This window comes from Streptomyces sp. NPDC043853 (assembly GCF_056436025.1).
Genome location: NZ_JBWKDJ010000001.1, coordinates 433,751 through 448,667 on the forward strand (window position 1 = coordinate 433,751; position 14,917 = coordinate 448,667).

Annotated in this window: 15 protein-coding genes; 3 read left to right on the forward strand and 12 right to left on the reverse strand. The window is 72.4% G+C overall.

Features of this window, described 5'->3' with window-relative positions; all coding sequences use genetic code 11:
• Positions 1 to 17 precede the first annotated feature (17 nt).
• From hpnD to AC067U_RS01845, 9 genes are all read right to left on the reverse strand, one after another.
• Positions 18 to 980, reverse strand: a complete 963-nt coding sequence (hpnD, locus tag AC067U_RS01805; protein WP_478827610.1) for a presqualene diphosphate synthase HpnD — start codon at positions 978 to 980, stop codon at positions 18 to 20.
• Entirely contained in the window at positions 977 to 1,912 is a 936-nt protein-coding gene (hpnC, locus tag AC067U_RS01810) for a squalene synthase HpnC (protein ID WP_478828258.1), read from the reverse strand. The genes hpnD and hpnC overlap by 4 nt, the downstream gene beginning before the upstream one ends.
• 373 nt (positions 1,913 to 2,285) lie before the next feature.
• The gene (locus AC067U_RS01815; RefSeq protein ID WP_478827611.1) at positions 2,286 to 3,065 is read right to left on the reverse strand and encodes an ABC transporter ATP-binding protein; all 780 of its coding nucleotides are present in this window, start codon (positions 3,063 to 3,065) and stop codon (positions 2,286 to 2,288) included.
• The gene (locus tag AC067U_RS01820; protein WP_478827612.1) at positions 3,058 to 3,987 is read right to left on the reverse strand and encodes an ABC transporter permease; all 930 of its coding nucleotides are present in this window, start codon (positions 3,985 to 3,987) and stop codon (positions 3,058 to 3,060) included. The genes AC067U_RS01815 and AC067U_RS01820 overlap by 8 nt, the downstream gene beginning before the upstream one ends.
• A gap of 115 nt (positions 3,988 to 4,102) precedes the next feature.
• Positions 4,103 to 4,948, reverse strand: coding sequence for a glycosyltransferase family 2 protein (locus AC067U_RS01825; RefSeq protein ID WP_478828259.1), 846 nt, complete (start codon positions 4,946 to 4,948; stop codon positions 4,103 to 4,105).
• A 35-nt stretch (positions 4,949 to 4,983) separates the two neighbouring features.
• The gene (locus AC067U_RS01830) at positions 4,984 to 5,763 is read right to left on the reverse strand and encodes a CDP-alcohol phosphatidyltransferase family protein (RefSeq protein ID WP_478827613.1); all 780 of its coding nucleotides are present in this window, start codon (positions 5,761 to 5,763) and stop codon (positions 4,984 to 4,986) included.
• Positions 5,741 to 6,802, reverse strand: a complete 1,062-nt coding sequence (locus AC067U_RS01835) for an iron-containing alcohol dehydrogenase family protein (protein ID WP_478827614.1) — start codon at positions 6,800 to 6,802, stop codon at positions 5,741 to 5,743. Before AC067U_RS01835 ends, AC067U_RS01830 begins: the two co-directional genes overlap by 23 nt.
• Positions 6,790 to 7,542 (reverse strand): phosphocholine cytidylyltransferase family protein, encoded by a 753-nt coding sequence (locus AC067U_RS01840; protein ID WP_478827615.1) that lies wholly within the window; start codon positions 7,540 to 7,542, stop codon positions 6,790 to 6,792. The genes AC067U_RS01835 and AC067U_RS01840 overlap by 13 nt, the downstream gene beginning before the upstream one ends.
• The gene (locus AC067U_RS01845; RefSeq protein WP_478827616.1) at positions 7,539 to 9,395 is read right to left on the reverse strand and encodes a DUF5941 domain-containing protein; all 1,857 of its coding nucleotides are present in this window, start codon (positions 9,393 to 9,395) and stop codon (positions 7,539 to 7,541) included. Before AC067U_RS01845 ends, AC067U_RS01840 begins: the two co-directional genes overlap by 4 nt.
• A 495-nt stretch (positions 9,396 to 9,890) precedes the next feature.
• On the opposite strand from AC067U_RS01845, the gene AC067U_RS01850 reads away from it, so the two are divergent.
• Positions 9,891 to 11,132, forward strand: a complete 1,242-nt coding sequence (locus AC067U_RS01850; protein WP_478828260.1) for a GNAT family N-acetyltransferase — start codon at positions 9,891 to 9,893, stop codon at positions 11,130 to 11,132.
• A gap of 134 nt (positions 11,133 to 11,266) precedes the next feature.
• Entirely contained in the window at positions 11,267 to 11,866 is a 600-nt protein-coding gene (gene idi / locus AC067U_RS01855; protein ID WP_478827617.1) for an isopentenyl-diphosphate Delta-isomerase, read from the forward strand.
• A gap of 144 nt (positions 11,867 to 12,010) precedes the next feature.
• Here the strand turns inward: idi and AC067U_RS01860 are convergent, their stop codons facing one another.
• On the reverse strand, positions 12,011 to 12,469 hold the full coding sequence (locus AC067U_RS01860; RefSeq protein WP_478828261.1) for an ATP-binding protein: 459 nt from the start codon (positions 12,467 to 12,469) through the stop codon (positions 12,011 to 12,013).
• A 130-nt stretch (positions 12,470 to 12,599) separates the two neighbouring features.
• Positions 12,600 to 13,316 carry an HdeD family acid-resistance protein gene (locus AC067U_RS01865; RefSeq protein WP_478827618.1) on the reverse strand — a complete coding sequence of 239 codons (717 nt, stop codon included), beginning with the start codon at positions 13,314 to 13,316 and terminating at the stop codon, positions 12,600 to 12,602.
• 70 nt (positions 13,317 to 13,386) lie between these two features.
• Here AC067U_RS01865 and AC067U_RS01870 point away from each other — a divergent pair, with 70 nt between their 5' ends.
• On the forward strand, positions 13,387 to 14,160 hold the full coding sequence (locus AC067U_RS01870; protein WP_478827619.1) for an enoyl-CoA hydratase/isomerase family protein: 774 nt from the start codon (positions 13,387 to 13,389) through the stop codon (positions 14,158 to 14,160).
• A gap of 19 nt (positions 14,161 to 14,179) precedes the next feature.
• On the opposite strand, the gene AC067U_RS01875 is transcribed toward AC067U_RS01870, so the two are convergent.
• Positions 14,180 to 14,815 (reverse strand): DJ-1/PfpI family protein, encoded by a 636-nt coding sequence (locus AC067U_RS01875; RefSeq protein ID WP_478827620.1) that lies wholly within the window; start codon positions 14,813 to 14,815, stop codon positions 14,180 to 14,182.
• Positions 14,816 to 14,917: the final 102 nt, after the last annotated feature.

Sequence of the window (14,917 nt, forward strand, 5' to 3'; positions counted from 1 at the left end):
CCGGTGGTGTGCGGTGGTCACAGCGGCCGCCTCCGGGCGCTCTGCCGGGAGACGGTGCGCGCGTCGAGGCCGGACAGGCCGCGGACGGCGACGTACGCCTTCTCCGTGACCGGCAGCGAGACGCGGCCGCGCAGGACGGCGTACGGCTCGCGCTCGATGCGGTCGAGGAGCCGGCGGTAGATGCCGGCCATCGCGGCCACGCAGGCGCCGCTGCGCCGGTCGAGCATCGGCAGCAGCCGGTAGCCCTCGGTGAACAGGGCGCGGGCGCGCCGCACTTCGTGGTGGACCAGGCCGGGGAAGTCCGAGCCGGCCGGGGCCCGGCCGGAGTCGAAGCCTTCGGCGCAGCCGAACTTGGCGAGGTCCTCGGCGGGCAGGTAGGTGCGGCCGTTGGCGGCGTCCTCGCGGACGTCGCGGAGGATGTTGGTGAGTTGCAGGGCGAGGCCGAGCGTGTCGGCGTACTCGGAGGCGCGGGCGGCGTCCCGGGCTCCAGGGCCCGCGGCATTCACGGTACCGAACACCCCCAGGGAGAGCCGGCCGATGGCCCCGGCCACGCAGCGGCAGTAGGCCCGGAGCTCCTCCCAGGTCTCGTAGTCGGTGCCGCGCACGTCCATCAGCACGCCGTCGATCAGCTCGTCGAGGCCGCCGAGCGGGATCGGGAACCGGTGTGCGGCGTGCGCGAGGGCGACCGCGACCGGGTCGGTGTCGTCCTCCTCCACGCGGCCCTCGCGGATCCGGCCCAGCAGCGCGCGGGTCTCCTCCAGCCGGGCCAGCTTCGCCTCGGCCGGCAGCAGGCCGTCGCCGATGTCGTCGACGCGCCGGGAGAAGGCGTACAGCGCCGACATCGCCTGCCGCTTGTCGGTCGGCAGGAGCCGGATCCCGTACGCGAAGTTGCGTGCCTGCGCGCCGGTGACGGCCTCGCAGTAACTGTAGGCGGCGGCTACGGGTGCGGACGCGTGCGTGCCCTCCACGGTCGGGCTCACCCCTTTCTCGGGCGCAGGACGGCGGCCACCTCGCGGAGCAGGCCGGTCTTGGTGGGCTTGGGAGGGCCGGGGAGGACGTCGAACCCGGCGGCGGAGACCGCGCGGAGGGCGGCGCGCCCGCCTCCGACGAAGCCCGCGAGGAGCAGCCGGAGCCGGCCGTGCACGCTGCCCACGAGGGGGGTGCCCGCGTCCAGCAGGTGTGCCGCGCGTTCGGATTCGTAGGCGATCAGGGAACGTACGGCGGCGCCGGCGGTGGGGGCGGCGAGGTCGGTCTCGGTGACGCCGCAGCGCCGCATGTCCTCGGCCGGCAGGTAGATCCGGTCGCGGCCGAGGTCCTCGGCGACGTCCTGGAGGTGTTCGACGATCTGCAGGGCGGTGCAGATCTCGTCGGAGCGGCGGATGCGCTCGGGGGTGCTGGTCCCGGTGAGGGAGAGCACCAGGCGGCCGACCGGGTTCGCGGACAGCTCGCAGTACGCGGCGAGCTCGCGGTAGGTGGCGTAGCGCGACACCTTCTGGTCCTGCCGGTTGGCCTCGATCAGGCCGAGGAACGGCTCGGGGGTGAGGGCGTGGGCGCGGACGACGGGCTGCAGCGAGGCCAGCAGCGGGTGGCGCGGGGTGGAGTCGAAGACGCGCCGCAGGTCGGCCTCGAAGGCATCGAGCAGGGCGAGCCGGTCCGCGGCGGCGGCCGGATCGAGGCCGAGGAGGGCGGCGTCCGCCCCGCCGGGGGCGAGGTCGCCGTCGCCGATGTCGTCGACCAGGCGGGCGTACCCGTAGACGGCCATGAGACCCGTCCGCCAGGCGCGCGGGAGGAAGGCGGGAGCGACGGGGAAGTTCTCCGCCGCGGCCTTGCCGAGGGTGGCGTGCGCGACGTGTCCGGCGGGCGTGGCCTGCGCGGGGTGCGCGGCGCGGCCGGCGGACGCGGGGTGCGTCACCGGCTCGGTCGTCGGCGTGGCGTGCGGGGTGGCGTCGGGCCGGATGCCGGGCCCCGGGGTCACCGCCCGCCGCCCGGGGCGGGGACGGCCGGTCCGCCCGGTGTCCGGAGGTTTCCCGTAGCCATTGCCGTCACATCTCCCGTTCTACACGCCAACCGAATACATCCCATTTCGGACACGCCGCCGCGATTCAGGACCGGTCCAGCTTACGTTGTACAGCGCCGGGCCGGGCTCTCGGGTACTCGCGGCGTTGCGGGATGTCGCGCCCCTCCCGCTCGCCCCCGCCTCGCGCGCACCGCATGACGAGGCCCCCGACACACCCGGGTGCGTCGGGGGCCTGCCGTACGAGCCAGGCCGGGCGGTGTGGTCCCGCCTAGCGGCCGGTCTCCTTCTCGTAGGCGCGCACGACCTCTTCGGTCGGCCCGTCCATCAGGAGCTCGCCCTTCTCCAGCCACAGCACCCGGTCACAGGTGTCCCGGATCGACTTGTTGCTGTGGCTGACCAGGAACACGGTGCCGGCTTCCTTGCGCAGCTCGCGGATCCGCTCCTCGGAACGGATCTGGAACTTGCGGTCACCGGTGGCGAGCGCCTCGTCGATCATCAGCACGTCGTGGTTCTTGGCCGCCGCGATCGAGAACCGCAGGCGCGCCGCCATGCCGGAGGAGTAGGTGCGCATCGGCAGGGAGATGAAGTCGCCCTTCTCGTTGATGCCCGAGAAGTCGACGATCCCCTGGTAGCGCTCGCGGATCTCCTCGCGGGACATGCCCATGGCGAGGCCGCCGAGCATCACGTTGCGCTCACCGGTCAGGTCGTTCATCAGTGCCGCGTTCACGCCGAGCAGCGAGGGCTGCCCGTCGGTGTACACCTTGCCCGACTCGGTCGGCAGCAGGCCGGCGATGGCCCGCAGCAGGGTGGACTTGCCGGAACCGTTGGAGCCGATGAGGCCGATGGCCTCGCCCCGGTACGCGGTGAAGGTGACACCGCGTACGGCGTGCACCCGGCGGACGCCGGGCTGCTCGCCCTTGCGCCGGAGTATTCTGCTCATCGCCGACGTGGCACTGCCCTTGCCGCCCGCACCGGCGTTGACCCGGTAGACGATGTGGACGTCGTCGGCGATGACCGTGGGGATGCGCCCCGATGAGTTGTCAGCCACGGCCGTACCGCTCCTCTGCCTTCCAGAAGTACACGAATCCGCCGATGCCGATCACCACGGCCCAGCCGACGGCGAAGGCCCAGACGTGCGGCGGCAGGTTGCTCGCGCCGTACTCGTCGATCAGCGAGAACCGGATGAGGTCCATGTAGATCGACGCCGGGTTCCACAGCAGCAGGTCGCTGACCCAGGCCGGCTGCTCGTCGAGGTACGCCGCGATCGGGAACATCACGCCGGAGGCGTACATCCAGGTACGCATGATGAACGGCATCAGCTGCGCCAGGTCGGGGGTCTTCGCGCCCATCCGCGCGAAGACCATCGCGAGGCCGGTGTTGAAGACGAACTGCAGCGCCAGCGTCGGGATCACCAGCAGCCACGAGAGCTTCGGGTAGTTGCCGAAGGCGATCGCGATGATGAACACGACGATCATCGAGTACATCAGCTGCTGGAGCTGCTGCAGCGAGAACGAGATGGGCAGGGTGGCCCGGGGGAAGTGCAGGGCCCGGACCAGGCCCAGGTTCCCGGAGATCGACCGGACACCGGCCATCAACGAGCTCTGGGTGAAGGTGAAGACGAAGATGCCCATCATCAGGAACGGGACGTAGGTGCCCGGAGGCATCTCCTTGCCCGCCTGCAGGATCACGCCGAAGATCAGCCAGTACACGGCCGCGTTCAGCAGCGGCGTGGCCACCTGCCAGATCTGGCCCAGCTTGGCCTGGCTGTACTGGGCCATCAGCTTGGCCCGCGAGAAGGCCACGATGAAGTGGCGCCGGCCCCAGATCTGCCGCACGTACTCGGAGAGCCCTGGCCGGGCCCCGCTCACGGAGAGCCCGTACTTGTCGGCGAGCTGCGAGGGGGTCAGCCCCGCATCGGCGGACGGCGGCGTGCTCGTGGCGAGGGCGCCGTCGTGGGTTGTGTCACTCACAAGTTGAAACTTTCGTCTTCAAGATGCGGCAGGTGTGGGCATCGGGCACGGGGCACCGGCTCCGGTACGACGTTCCATGGTCCCAGAGCGTCCATGGTCGCAGAGCCGCCGCCCGTCAGACGACGGGCGGTCGCCCCAGCCGGGTCAGCAGCCATACGGTGCGCCACTTGATCGGCTTCCGGGGCCCGCAGGGAGTCTGCCACCCCTCCTTGAATCCCGCGAACCAGGCGGCCAGGGCGGCCTTCGACGGACGGCGGGCCAGGGTGAGCAGCACCCACACCCCGAGGTAGACGGGGACCAGCGGGAAGGGCAGGTTCCGCCGGGCCAGCCACACCCGGTTCCGGGCCACCAGCCGGTGGTACTGGGCGTGCCGGGAGGGCGACGTGGCCGGGTGCAGCAGCACCATGTCGGCCCGGTAGTCCACCAGCCAGCCCGCGTCCAGGGCCCGCCAGGCCAGGTCGGTCTCCTCGTGGGCGTAGAAGAAGTCGTCGGGCAGGCCGCCGGCCTCCTGGAACACCTTGGTGCGGACGATGTTGGCACCGCCGAGGAAGGTGGTCACCCGGGAGGACCGCATCGGGTCGGAGGAACCGAGCCGCGGCACGTGCCGGCGCTGGGTGGTGCCGGTCTCCGGGTCGGCGATCCGGAAGCTGATGATGCCGAGCCGCGGGTCCTCGGCGAGGGCCTGCCGGCACAGCTCCGCGGTGTCGGTGCGCTCCAGCAGGCCGTCGTCGTCGAGGAACATCAGGGCGTCCACGTCGCGGCCACCGGGCCCGAACGCCTCGATGCCCTTGTTGCGGCCGCCGGGAATGCCGAGGTTCTCCGGGAGCTCGACGGTACGGACGCCCTCGGGCAGCCCGTCCACCGTCACGCCCTGGCAGACCACGACCACCTCGATCGGGTCGCCGTCCTGCCGGGCCACCGACTCCAGGAGCGCCTTGAGCTCGTCGGGCCGGGTCCCCATGGTGATGATCACCGCGCCGATGCGCAGCGGGGCGGTCACTTCAGCCTGCTGGAGGCGAGGACGGAGACCAGGTGCAGCACGGTCTGCAGGAGCGCGATACCGGCCAGCACGGCGACTCCGAGCCGGGACCAGTACAGGTCGCCCCGCATCTGGTCGAGCACGGCCAGCACCACGATCAGCAGCGAGGCCTCGATGCCGAGGATCAGCCGGTGGAACTTGAGCGCGGCGGCGGCCCGACGGGCGAGCGCCACGCCGGAGGAGCGCGGCTCGGCCGCGGCCTCCTGGACCGGGGGCATCCCGGCCTGGTGCCGGGCGACGCCGACCAGGTCGGTCTCGGCCTTGATCAGGATCGCGCCGAGCGCCGCCAGGGTGCCCAGGAAGGCCCAGAGCCAGTCGATCCGGCCGCTGCCCCACAGGTCCGCGGCGCGCAGGCCGAAGCCGACCAGGACGGCCGCGTCGCACAGGTAGGCGCCGACCCGGTCCAGGTAGACCCCGGACAGCGAGTACTGCTTCTTCCAGCGGGCGAGCTCGCCGTCGACGCAGTCGAGCAGCAGGTAGAGCTGGACGAAGACCACGCCGAGCACGGCTCCCCAGATCCCGGGGATCAGCAGGGCCGGGGCGGCGAGCACGCCGCACAGCGTCATCAGGTACGTCAGCTGGTTCGGCGTGACGCCGGTGTTCGCCAGCAGGCGGGTGATGCGCAGGGAGACCTCGCGCATGTACAGGCGGCCGCCCCAGTGCTCTCCGCTGCGCCGGTCCTTCACACCCGCCGGATGGACGACCGGGCGGAGCTCAGCTACGGATGGTTTTGGCATAGTCGGCGTACGCGTCCCTGATGTCGGCTTCGGACAGGTTGAGGTGCTCCAGGATGGTGAACCGTCCCGGGCGGGTCTGCGGGGCGTAGGCGACGGCCGCGACGAACTCGTCCACGCTGAACCCGATCTCCTCGGGCAGCACCGGCAGTGCGTGGCGGCGCAGCACCTCCGCGAAGAGCCCGGACTGCTCCCGGGACCCGCGCAGGTGCATCGCGAAGGCGGCGCCGAGGCCCACCTGCTCGCCGTGGAGCGCGTGGCGGCCCGGGTAGAGCAGGTCGAAGGCGTGGCTGATCTCGTGGCAGGCGCCGGAGGCCGGCCGGCTGTCCCCGCTGATCGACATGGCGATGCCGGTCAGGACGAGGGCCTCGGCGAGCACCGTGAGGAACTCGTCGTCCCCGCAGCCCCCGGGGTGGCGCAGCACCGACTCGCCCGCGGTGCGGGCCATGGCGGCGGCCAGGCCGTCCACCGCCTCGCCGGTGATCTTGTGCGAGAGCTCCCAGTCGGCGATCGACGAGATGTTGGAGATCGCGTCGCCAATGCCGGCCCGGATGAACCGGGTGGGGGCTTCGCGGATCACGTCGAGGTCGATCACCATGGCGATCGGGGTGGGGACTCCGTAGGAACCGCGCCCGTTGTCGTTGTCCAGGATGGACACCGGGGAGCAGATCCCGTCGTGCGAGAGGTTGGTGGCGATCGCCACCATCGGCAGCCCGACCCGCGCCGCGGCGTACTTCGCCACGTCGATGATCTTGCCGCCTCCCAGCCCCACCACGGCGTCGTAGCGGCGGCCCTTTATGTCGTCGGCGAGCTTGACCGCCGAGTCGATGGTGCCGTCCGCGACCGGGAACCAGTCGGCGTACGGCAGGGCCGGCGCCAGCCGGGCGCGGAGCGCCCGGCCGGAGCCGCCGCTGATCGCGATCGCCAGCTTGCCGGAGGCGGAGATCCGCTGGTCGGCGAGGATGCCGTCCAGCTTCTCCATCGCCCCGTTGCTGATGTCGACGACGACCGGGGAGGGGATGAGCCTCGTCAGTACTGGCATGCGATCGTCCGGCCCTTGGCGAGGTCGTCGTGGTTGTCGATCTCGACCCACCTGACGTCGCCGATGGGGGCCACGTCGACGGTGAAGCCGCGGTTGACCAGCTCCTGGTAGCCGTCCTCGTAGTAGAGGTCGGGGTCGCGCTCGAAGGTCGCCTTGAGAGCGTCGGCCAGCTCCTCGGCGGCCTCGGGCTCGATCAGGGTGACGCCGATGTACTCGCCGGTCGCGTCGGACGGCTCCATCAGCTTGGTGATCCTGCGGACGCCCTGTCCGTCGGCCGTGATGACCTTCATCTCCTCGTCGGCCAGCTGCTTGACCGTGTCGAGGGCGAGGATGATCTTCTGGCCGTTGCCGCGGGCGTCGAGCAGCTTCTTCTCGACGGAGACCGGGTGGACGGTGTCGCCGTTGGCGAGGATCACGCCCTGCTTCAGCACCTCACGGGCGCACCACAGGGAGTAGGCGTTGTTCCACTCCTCGGCCTTGTCGTTGTCGATCAGCGTGATCTTCAGACCGTACTTGGCCTCCAGGGCGGCCTTGCGCTCGTACACGGCCTCCTTGCGGTAGCCGACGACGATCGCGACCTCGGTGAGCCCGACCTCTGCGAAGTTGCCCAGGGTCAGGTCGAGGACCGTCAGGCTCTCCTCGTCGCCTTCGGGGCCGACGGGCACGAGGGCCTTGGGGAGGGTGTCGGTGTACGGACGCAGACGGCGTCCGGCACCGGCAGCGAGGACAAGGCCGATCATGCTGGTTCTCCTTCGTCATGTACGGCGGGTGCTCCGGAGGACACCCAGAAGCGGATGCTCTCCACGAGCACCACGAGGGCCACGAACACGGCGAGGGCCGTGAGCGCGACCGGGAAGTCCGCGCGCGCGAGGACCACGGACAGGACCACGGCCACCAGGACCCGGCCTTCGTGACCGCCGGTCGTCCGCACCAGCCAGTGCGGGGGCGCGCCGGTGCCACCGCGGATGCGGTACACCGTGTCGTAGTGATGGTAGGCGACGGCCGCCACCAGCCCGAAAGCCGCAGGAAGGGCTCCGTTCACGTCCGCCTTGGCGGCCAGCACCAGGATCGTGACGTACTCGGCGGCGCGGAACAGCGGCGGGATCAGCCAGTCCAGGGCGCCCTTGAGGGGGCGGGAGACGGCCTCTCCGGCGGCGATCGCGTAGAGCACGGCGACACCGATCAGCACCGCGTCCCCGAAGGGCCGGGACAGGGCCAGGCCGACCATGGCGACGGCGGCGAGACCGGCGACGAACACCGAGGTCGCGGCGGGCTTGCGGGCCTTCAGCAGGCGCCGCGGGAGCTCGGCCAGCGGGCCGGAGTCGGTGAGGTCGTAGAGGGCCTGGGCGGCCCGGTCGGTCCTCCCCCAGAGCTCCGCCTGGGAGGTGCCCCCAGCCCTCCGGGTCAGCGAGCGCAGCACGCGGCCGGCGGTGGTGTAGCAGGCGCCGACGGCACACCCGATCAGCAGCGCGTAGAAGACGATGCGGGGGGTGGTGGCGGCGGTGAGCACCGCGATCATCGCCCAGCGCTCGCCGATCGGCAGGATGATCATGCGGCGGGCCCAGACCGTCCAGCCGACGCTGTCGAGGCGGTCCGAGAGCGCCGCGGTGGGGCTGGTGTTGGCGGTGGCGTCGTGGTTGGCCTCGTTGAAGGCGAAGTCCACCACGTGCCGGCAGGTCATGAGGATCATCGCGCCGAGCGCGAGGGCCCACACGTCGTCGCCGTTGCGGGCCGCGCCGAGCGCCAGGCCGGCGTAGAAGGAGTACTCCTTGGCCCGGTCGAAGGTGGCGTCCAGCCAGGCGCCCATCGTCGAGTACTGCAGGGAGTAGCGGGCGAGCTGCCCGTCGGTGCAGTCCAGGACGAAGGAGAAGAGCAGCAGCACGCCGGCCGCCACGTAGCCCCAGCGGTCTCCGGTGGCCGCGCAGCCCGCCGCGATCAGCGCGGTGAGCAGCGAGGCGGTGGTGACCTGGTTGGGGGTGAGGCCGCGGCGCGCGCACCAGCGGGCGATGTAGCGCGAGTACGGGCTGATGCAGAAGGTGGTGAAGAACCCGTCGCGGGACTTCACGGCGGAGCGCAGCCGGACCGCCTCGTCGTCCACGGCGGCGACCGCGGCGGCCGCCTCGGCGCGCTCGGCGGGGCTCGCGGGCACCGCCGCGACCAGGCTGCCGAGCTCGGGCCGCTGCACCACGGTGCCGTCCGCCTCCAGCACGCCGGCCAGCCGGCCGGCGTAGGGGCCGTCCTCCGCCGGGACGTCCCCGCCCGGAACGGCCGGGGCCGTCTCGGGGACGGTGACGAGGCTCACGGCGCGGGTGAGGGCGGACCGGGCGGCCGGTTGCACGGAGAGCGCGCCGGGGACGGCGCAGGCCTCGAAGCGCGGGTCGGTGAGGGCCAGCCGCAGCGCGTGCAGGTGCCCGACGAAGGCGGTGTCCACCACGGCCACCCGCTGGTCGGCGGGTACGGCGGCCAGCGCGGCGGCCGCGTCAGCGGGCCCGGCGGCGGCGACGACCTGGAAGCCGAGGGTGCGGAGGTCGCCTTCGAGCGGTGATCCGGGGACCGGTGGACCGGTGAGGATGGCGGTCGGCGACGAACTCACTCCTTGGAACGGGCGCCTCATGGGGCGGCAGCACGTCGGCAGAGGCTATCGGATGAATGGAAGCCGGGGTTCACCCCCCGTTCACGCCCCCACCGTCAGCCGCTCGATCATCATTGATGATCAGTGCTTCGGCTCACAAACCGGCCCGATGCTAGGGTGGACGCAGACGTGTACGAGCTCCGTAAACGCGTCCAAGGCCGACATGGGCGCCGAGCCGTGCCCAACTGATCCGGAAAGAGGTGGGGTTGATGACCGTCGCAGTGATCGCTGCCGTGCGCGGCGAGATCCGGTACATCCCCGACTTCTTCCGGGCTTCCGGCCGGGCCTGACCGACGCGGTCCCAACCGACCGCCCGCATCCGCCCCGTCGGCCGGAGCCCCTGTTCAAGGGTTCACGTTGACCGACCACACCTCTCTCCAGGACCTTCACGATCCGCAGGGTCCGCACACATCCGTTCCGCAGGATCCGCACGCCCTCCATGAGGCGTTCTTCACGCTGCACCGGGGCCTGCCCCGGCAGGGCCCCGGTTCCGACGCGACCACCCGCCGGCTGCTGTCCCTGGCCGGGCCGCTCCCCGAGCGGCCCCGTGTCCTGGCCCTCGGCTGCGGCCCGGGCCGCAGTTCCCTGCTGCTCGCCGCCGAGGCGGGCGGCGCCGGCCTCGCCGAGGTGACCGCCGTCGACCTGCACGAGGAGTTCCTCGACGAGCTCCGGGAGGCCGCCGCGGCCCGTGGCCTGGCCGAGCGGATCCGTCCTCTCAACGCCGACATGGGGGCGCTCCCCTTCCCCGACGGGTCCTTCGACCTGGTCTGGGCGGAGAGCTCCGCCTACGCGATCGGCTTCGACACCGCGCTCGCACAATGGCGCCGGCTGCTCGCCCCCGGCGGCACCCTGGTGCTGACCGAGTGCGAGTGGACCACGGAGGAGCCCTCCGCCGCGGTGCGGGCCTTCTGGGACCGCCACTACGCGCTGCGCACCGGCGCCGGGAACCTGGCGGCCGCCCAGGCCGCCGGCTACCGGGTGCTCGGCGTGGTCCCGCAGCCCGGGTCCGACTGGGACGAGTACTACGGGCCGCTGGCCGAACGGGCCGCTGCGGCGGACCCCGGCGCCCCCGGGATGCCGGCCGCGCTGTCCGCCACCCGCGAGGAGATCTCCGTACGGAAGCGGCACGGCCACGAGTACGGCTACACCGGCTACGTGCTGCGCCCGGTCACCGCCGGGACGGGCCGGGCTGCCCGGGCCTGGCCGGCCCGGCCGGAGACCCCCGCCGACACCGGCGCCGTACGCGCGGTCAACCTGGCGGCCTTCGGCACACCGCTGGAAGCGGACCTGGTGGACGCGCTGCGCACCGACCCGTCCTGGCTGCCGGGACTGTCGTACGTGGCCGAGGGCCCGGGCGGCACGGTCGCGGCGCACGCCCTGTTGACCCGCTGCACGGTGGACGGGGTACCGGCGCTGGCGCTGGCCCCGGTGGCCACCGATCCGGCGGTGCAGCGGTCGGGCGCGGGCAGTTCCGTCGTACGGGCGCTGCTGGACGCGGCACGGGAGCGCGGTGAGGCGCTGGTGCTGGTGCTCGGCCATCCGGAGTACTACCCGAGGTTCGGTTTCGTGCCGGCTTCGCGGTACGGGATCCGGGCGCCGTTCGAGGCGCCCGACGAGGCGCTGATGGCGCTGGTGCTGGACGGTTCCGCGGCCGTTCCGGCGGGCACGATCGCCTACCCGGCACCCTTCGGGGTCTGACGCGCCGTCCCTCCGCCGCCCGTCCCGTGACCCATAGCACGGGGTGGGCGGCGGACATGCGCGGATGGACGAAGTGCGGACAAGCCCGGTTTGTGCGGCAGACTGAAGGCCGTATTCCGAAGCGAAGGATGGTTATGCCGATCACACCAGCCACCGCCGCGCACCCCGCGTCCAACGGCACCGCCCCGCAGGAACCGATCATGCTCGAACTGGTCGACGAGGCAGGCAATACCATCGGCACCGCGGAGAAGCTCGCCGCGCACCAACCGCCCGGGCAGCTGCACCGGGCCTTCTCGGTGTTCCTCTTCGACGAGCAGGGGAGACTGCTGCTGCAGCAGCGCGCGCTGGGGAAGTACCACTCTCCCGGCGTCTGGTCGAACACCTGCTGCGGGCACCCCTATCCGGGTGAGTCGCCGTTCGCGGCCGCGGCCCGGCGGACGTACGAGGAGCTGGGGGTGTCCCCCTCGCTGCTCGCGGAGGCCGGCACCGTCCGCTACAACCACCCGGATCCGGCATCGGGGCTGGTGGAGCAGGAGTACAACCACCTTTTCGTGGGACTCGCGCAGGCCACGCTGCGGCCCGATCCGGAGGAGGTCGGTGACACGGCCTTCGTCACCGCGGACGAGCTCGCCAAGCGGCACGCGGAGCAGCCGTTCTCGGCCTGGTTCATGACCGTGCTGGACGCGGCCCGGCCGGCGATCCGCGAACTGACCGGGGAAGCCGCCGGCTGGTAGCCCGTACGCCCCCACCGGGCCCGTGCGGCGTGCGGCCCGTGCGGCGTGCGGCCCGTGCGGCGTGCGGCCCGTGCGGCGTCAGCCGTGCGGTGTGCGGCGCGTCCGGCCGGCTGCCCGTCCTGCCTGCCCAGCCCCGTCCGGCTGTCAGCGCGGGCCGGGGACCAACGGCAGGGCCGCCCAGATCACCTTGCCGCCGCCCGCCGTGTGCTCGACGTCGCAGACCCCGCCGGCCTCCCTGGTGGTCTCGCGCACCAGCAGCAGGCCGCGGCCGCCCGTCTGACCGAAATCCGCCTCCAGCGCCTTGGGGCGGTACGGGTGGTTGTCCTCGACGGCCACCCGTACCCACTCCCGGCCGATGGCCACCTCGACCGCGACCTCGGGCGAGAGCAGGGCGGCGTGCCGCACCGAGTTGGTGACGAGCTCGGAGACGATCAGGAGCAGGGTGTAGACCGTGTCCCGGTCCGCCGGCACGCCCTGCCGCCCTAGCAGGTCGCGGACGGCCCGACGGGCCTGCGGAACGGATTCTTCAACCGCGGGGGCGGTGAACCTCCACACGCCTTCGTACCGGGCCGGCGGCGCCGTCCCGCTGACGTCCGCTTCCATCTTCCGGCCCCCGTCTTCGCGCTCGATCGTCTCCACGCGTCAAGGGTGGGGAACGCGCTGGTCCGCACCGCTCTGCTGACCACAAGTCGGCGTCATTCGGGCACTTTCTGACCGCTGGTTTATGACAGCGTCAGTTGTTGGACTGTTCCTGATCTTCCGTCGGCCCCTTTCCGGCCCCCTCCGCAGGAGGCCGGCCGTTGCCCTCGGGCGCCGCCGCTACGGTCTCCTCCTCGCTGACCAGGCCCAGGATGCGCCGCGCCCCCGTACCGAGGGCGATCAGGGCCAGCCCGTCGAAGAGCAGGGCGAGCGAGAAGAACGTACCGATCACGTACAGGCTGCTGCCGGGCCACTCCCACAGGATCAGGAGGCCGAGCAGCACGCCGAAGGCGCCCTGCGCCAGGGTCAGCCCCAGTTCGGGGCCCCGCACCACGACGGCCCCGGCCAGCCGGAACAGCCCGCCGATCAGGAAGAACAGCGCGGCGAACATGGTGAGCGCCTCGGCGCTCGCCTGCGGACGGGCCAGGATCACCAGGCCGGCCGCGATGTTGATCGCGGCGATGATCACGGCCAGCCAGAAGTAGCTGCTCTTGCGGGACTGGAAGGCCTGCAACAGCCCCACCACGCCGCCGATCAGCAGCAGGCAGCCGAAGAGGAACATGGTCGTCAGGGTGGCGAGGCCGGCGTAGACCAGGCCCACCAGTCCGGCCAGCACCAGGATCACGCCGAGCACGGCCAGCCATCCGTAGTGCCGGCTGAGTTTCTCCCTGCCCCGCTTCGGCTCACCGTTGCGGCCGGTGCCGCCGCTCTTCTCGGTCCCGTCGGTCCCGTCGGTCCGTTCTGCGCCCATGGGCGTGCACCTCCAGCAGCACCCCCTCCGGCATCCCCCGGACGAACCCTTTGATCATAGGATTCGCCGCATGGACGCGCAGCTGCTGACCTCCGTCGCCGACGGAGTCGCCACGGTCACCATCTCCCACCCGGCCCGGCGCAACGCCATGACCGCCGCGATGTGGCGGGCGCTGCCGGAGCTGCTCGACGGGTTCGCGCGGGACGCGGCCGTACGGGTGCTGGTGCTGACCGGGGCCGGGGACACGTTCTGCGCCGGCGCCGACATCACCTCGCTGACCGGCGGCGAGGACCCCAAGCCGCTGGCGCTCGCCGCGGAGGAGGCCCTGGCGGCCTTCCCCAAGCCGACGCTCGCGGCCGTCCGCGGGCACTGCGTGGGCGGCGGCACCCAGCTGGCCGCGGCCTGCGACCTGCGGTTCGCGGCGGAGGGGGCGCTGTTCGGGGTGACCCCGGCCCGGCTGGGCATCGTCTATCCGTCGGCCTCGACCCGGCGGCTGGCCCGCCTGGTGGGACCGGCCGCCGCCAAGTACCTGCTGTTCTCCGCCGAGTTGATCGACACCGAACGGGCGCTGCGGACCGGCCTGGTGGACGAGGTGCACCCGTCGGACGGGCTGGAGAAGCGGGTCGCCGGGTTCGCGGCGGTGCTGGCCTCGCGCTCGCTGCTCACCCAGGCGGCGGCGAAGGAGTTCGCGGACGGGCGCACGGACCGCGACGCGCACTGGGCGGCGCAGATGGACGGGAGCAACGACCACGCCGAGGGGGTCGCCGCGTTCCTGGAGCGCCGGGCCCCGGTGTTCACCTGGAACGGGGCCGAGGAGGCCGACGGGGCCGGCGGGGCTCTCTGAGCCCCGCCGGCTGCCGGGCCTACTCCAGGATGAACCGGCTCTTGGCCCGCCACTCCTCGACCAGGTCGGCCGGGGCCTTCTGGGGCGAGCCCGCGTCGTAGGGCGGCTGCGGGTCGTACTCGGTGAGCAGCTGCACGCTCTGGGCGGCCCGCTCCCCCGCGATCCGCCCGACCAGGGTGAGCCCCATGTCGATGCCGGAGGAGACACCCGCGGCGGTGACGTACTTGCCGTCGGTGACCACCCGCTCCCCGGTCGGCTCGGCCCCGTACTTCCGCAGCTGCTCCAGGGCCAGCCAGTGGCTGGTCGCCCGGCGGCCCTCCAGCAGCCCGGCCGCGGCCAGCAGCAGCGAGCCGGTGCAGACGGAGGTGGTCCAGGTGGAGCCGGCGTCCACCGCGCGCAGCCAGTCGAGCAGGACGGCGTTCTCCATGTTGTCGCTCTGCCCCGGTCCTCCGGGGACGACGACGATGTCGGGACGGGTGACCTCGTCGAGCCCCTTGTCGGCGACCATCGCGAGGGCGCCGGAGTCATTGCGCACGGGCCCGGGGCGCTCGGCGACGAACACGGTCTCGGCGCCGGGAATGCGGCCGAGGGTGTCGAAGGGGCCGACGGCGTCGAGGCTGGTGAAGCGGTCGTAGAGCAGGATGGCGATCTGCATGTCTCCTCCGGAGTGGTGCGTGCTCGGTGGTGCGTGCTCGGTGGGTGGTGCGTGCTCGGTGCGGTGGTGCGTACGCGGTGGGTGGTGCGTAAGTAGCCGGCC

Excerpts from the sequence above, each read along its gene's own strand:
- AC067U_RS01840 (WP_478827615.1), bottom strand. The coding sequence starts at position 7,542 with ATGATCGGCCTTGTCCTCGCTGCCGGTGCCGGACGCCGTCTGCGTCCG.
- AC067U_RS01825 (WP_478828259.1), bottom strand. The coding sequence starts at position 4,948 with ATGGGGACCCGGCCCGACGAGCTCAAGGCGCTCCTGGAGTCGGTGGCC.
- AC067U_RS01870 (WP_478827619.1), top strand. The coding sequence starts at position 13,387 with ATGGACGCGCAGCTGCTGACCTCCGTCGCCGACGGAGTCGCCACGGTC.
- AC067U_RS01875 (WP_478827620.1), bottom strand. The coding sequence starts at position 14,815 with ATGCAGATCGCCATCCTGCTCTACGACCGCTTCACCAGCCTCGACGCC.
- AC067U_RS01835 (WP_478827614.1), bottom strand. The coding sequence starts at position 6,802 with ATGCCAGTACTGACGAGGCTCATCCCCTCCCCGGTCGTCGTCGACATC.
- AC067U_RS01860 (WP_478828261.1), bottom strand. The coding sequence starts at position 12,469 with ATGGAAGCGGACGTCAGCGGGACGGCGCCGCCGGCCCGGTACGAAGGC.
- AC067U_RS01865 (WP_478827618.1), bottom strand. The coding sequence starts at position 13,316 with ATGGGCGCAGAACGGACCGACGGGACCGACGGGACCGAGAAGAGCGGC.
- idi (WP_478827617.1), top strand. The coding sequence starts at position 11,267 with ATGCCGATCACACCAGCCACCGCCGCGCACCCCGCGTCCAACGGCACC.
- AC067U_RS01830 (WP_478827613.1), bottom strand. The coding sequence starts at position 5,763 with ATGCCAAAACCATCCGTAGCTGAGCTCCGCCCGGTCGTCCATCCGGCG.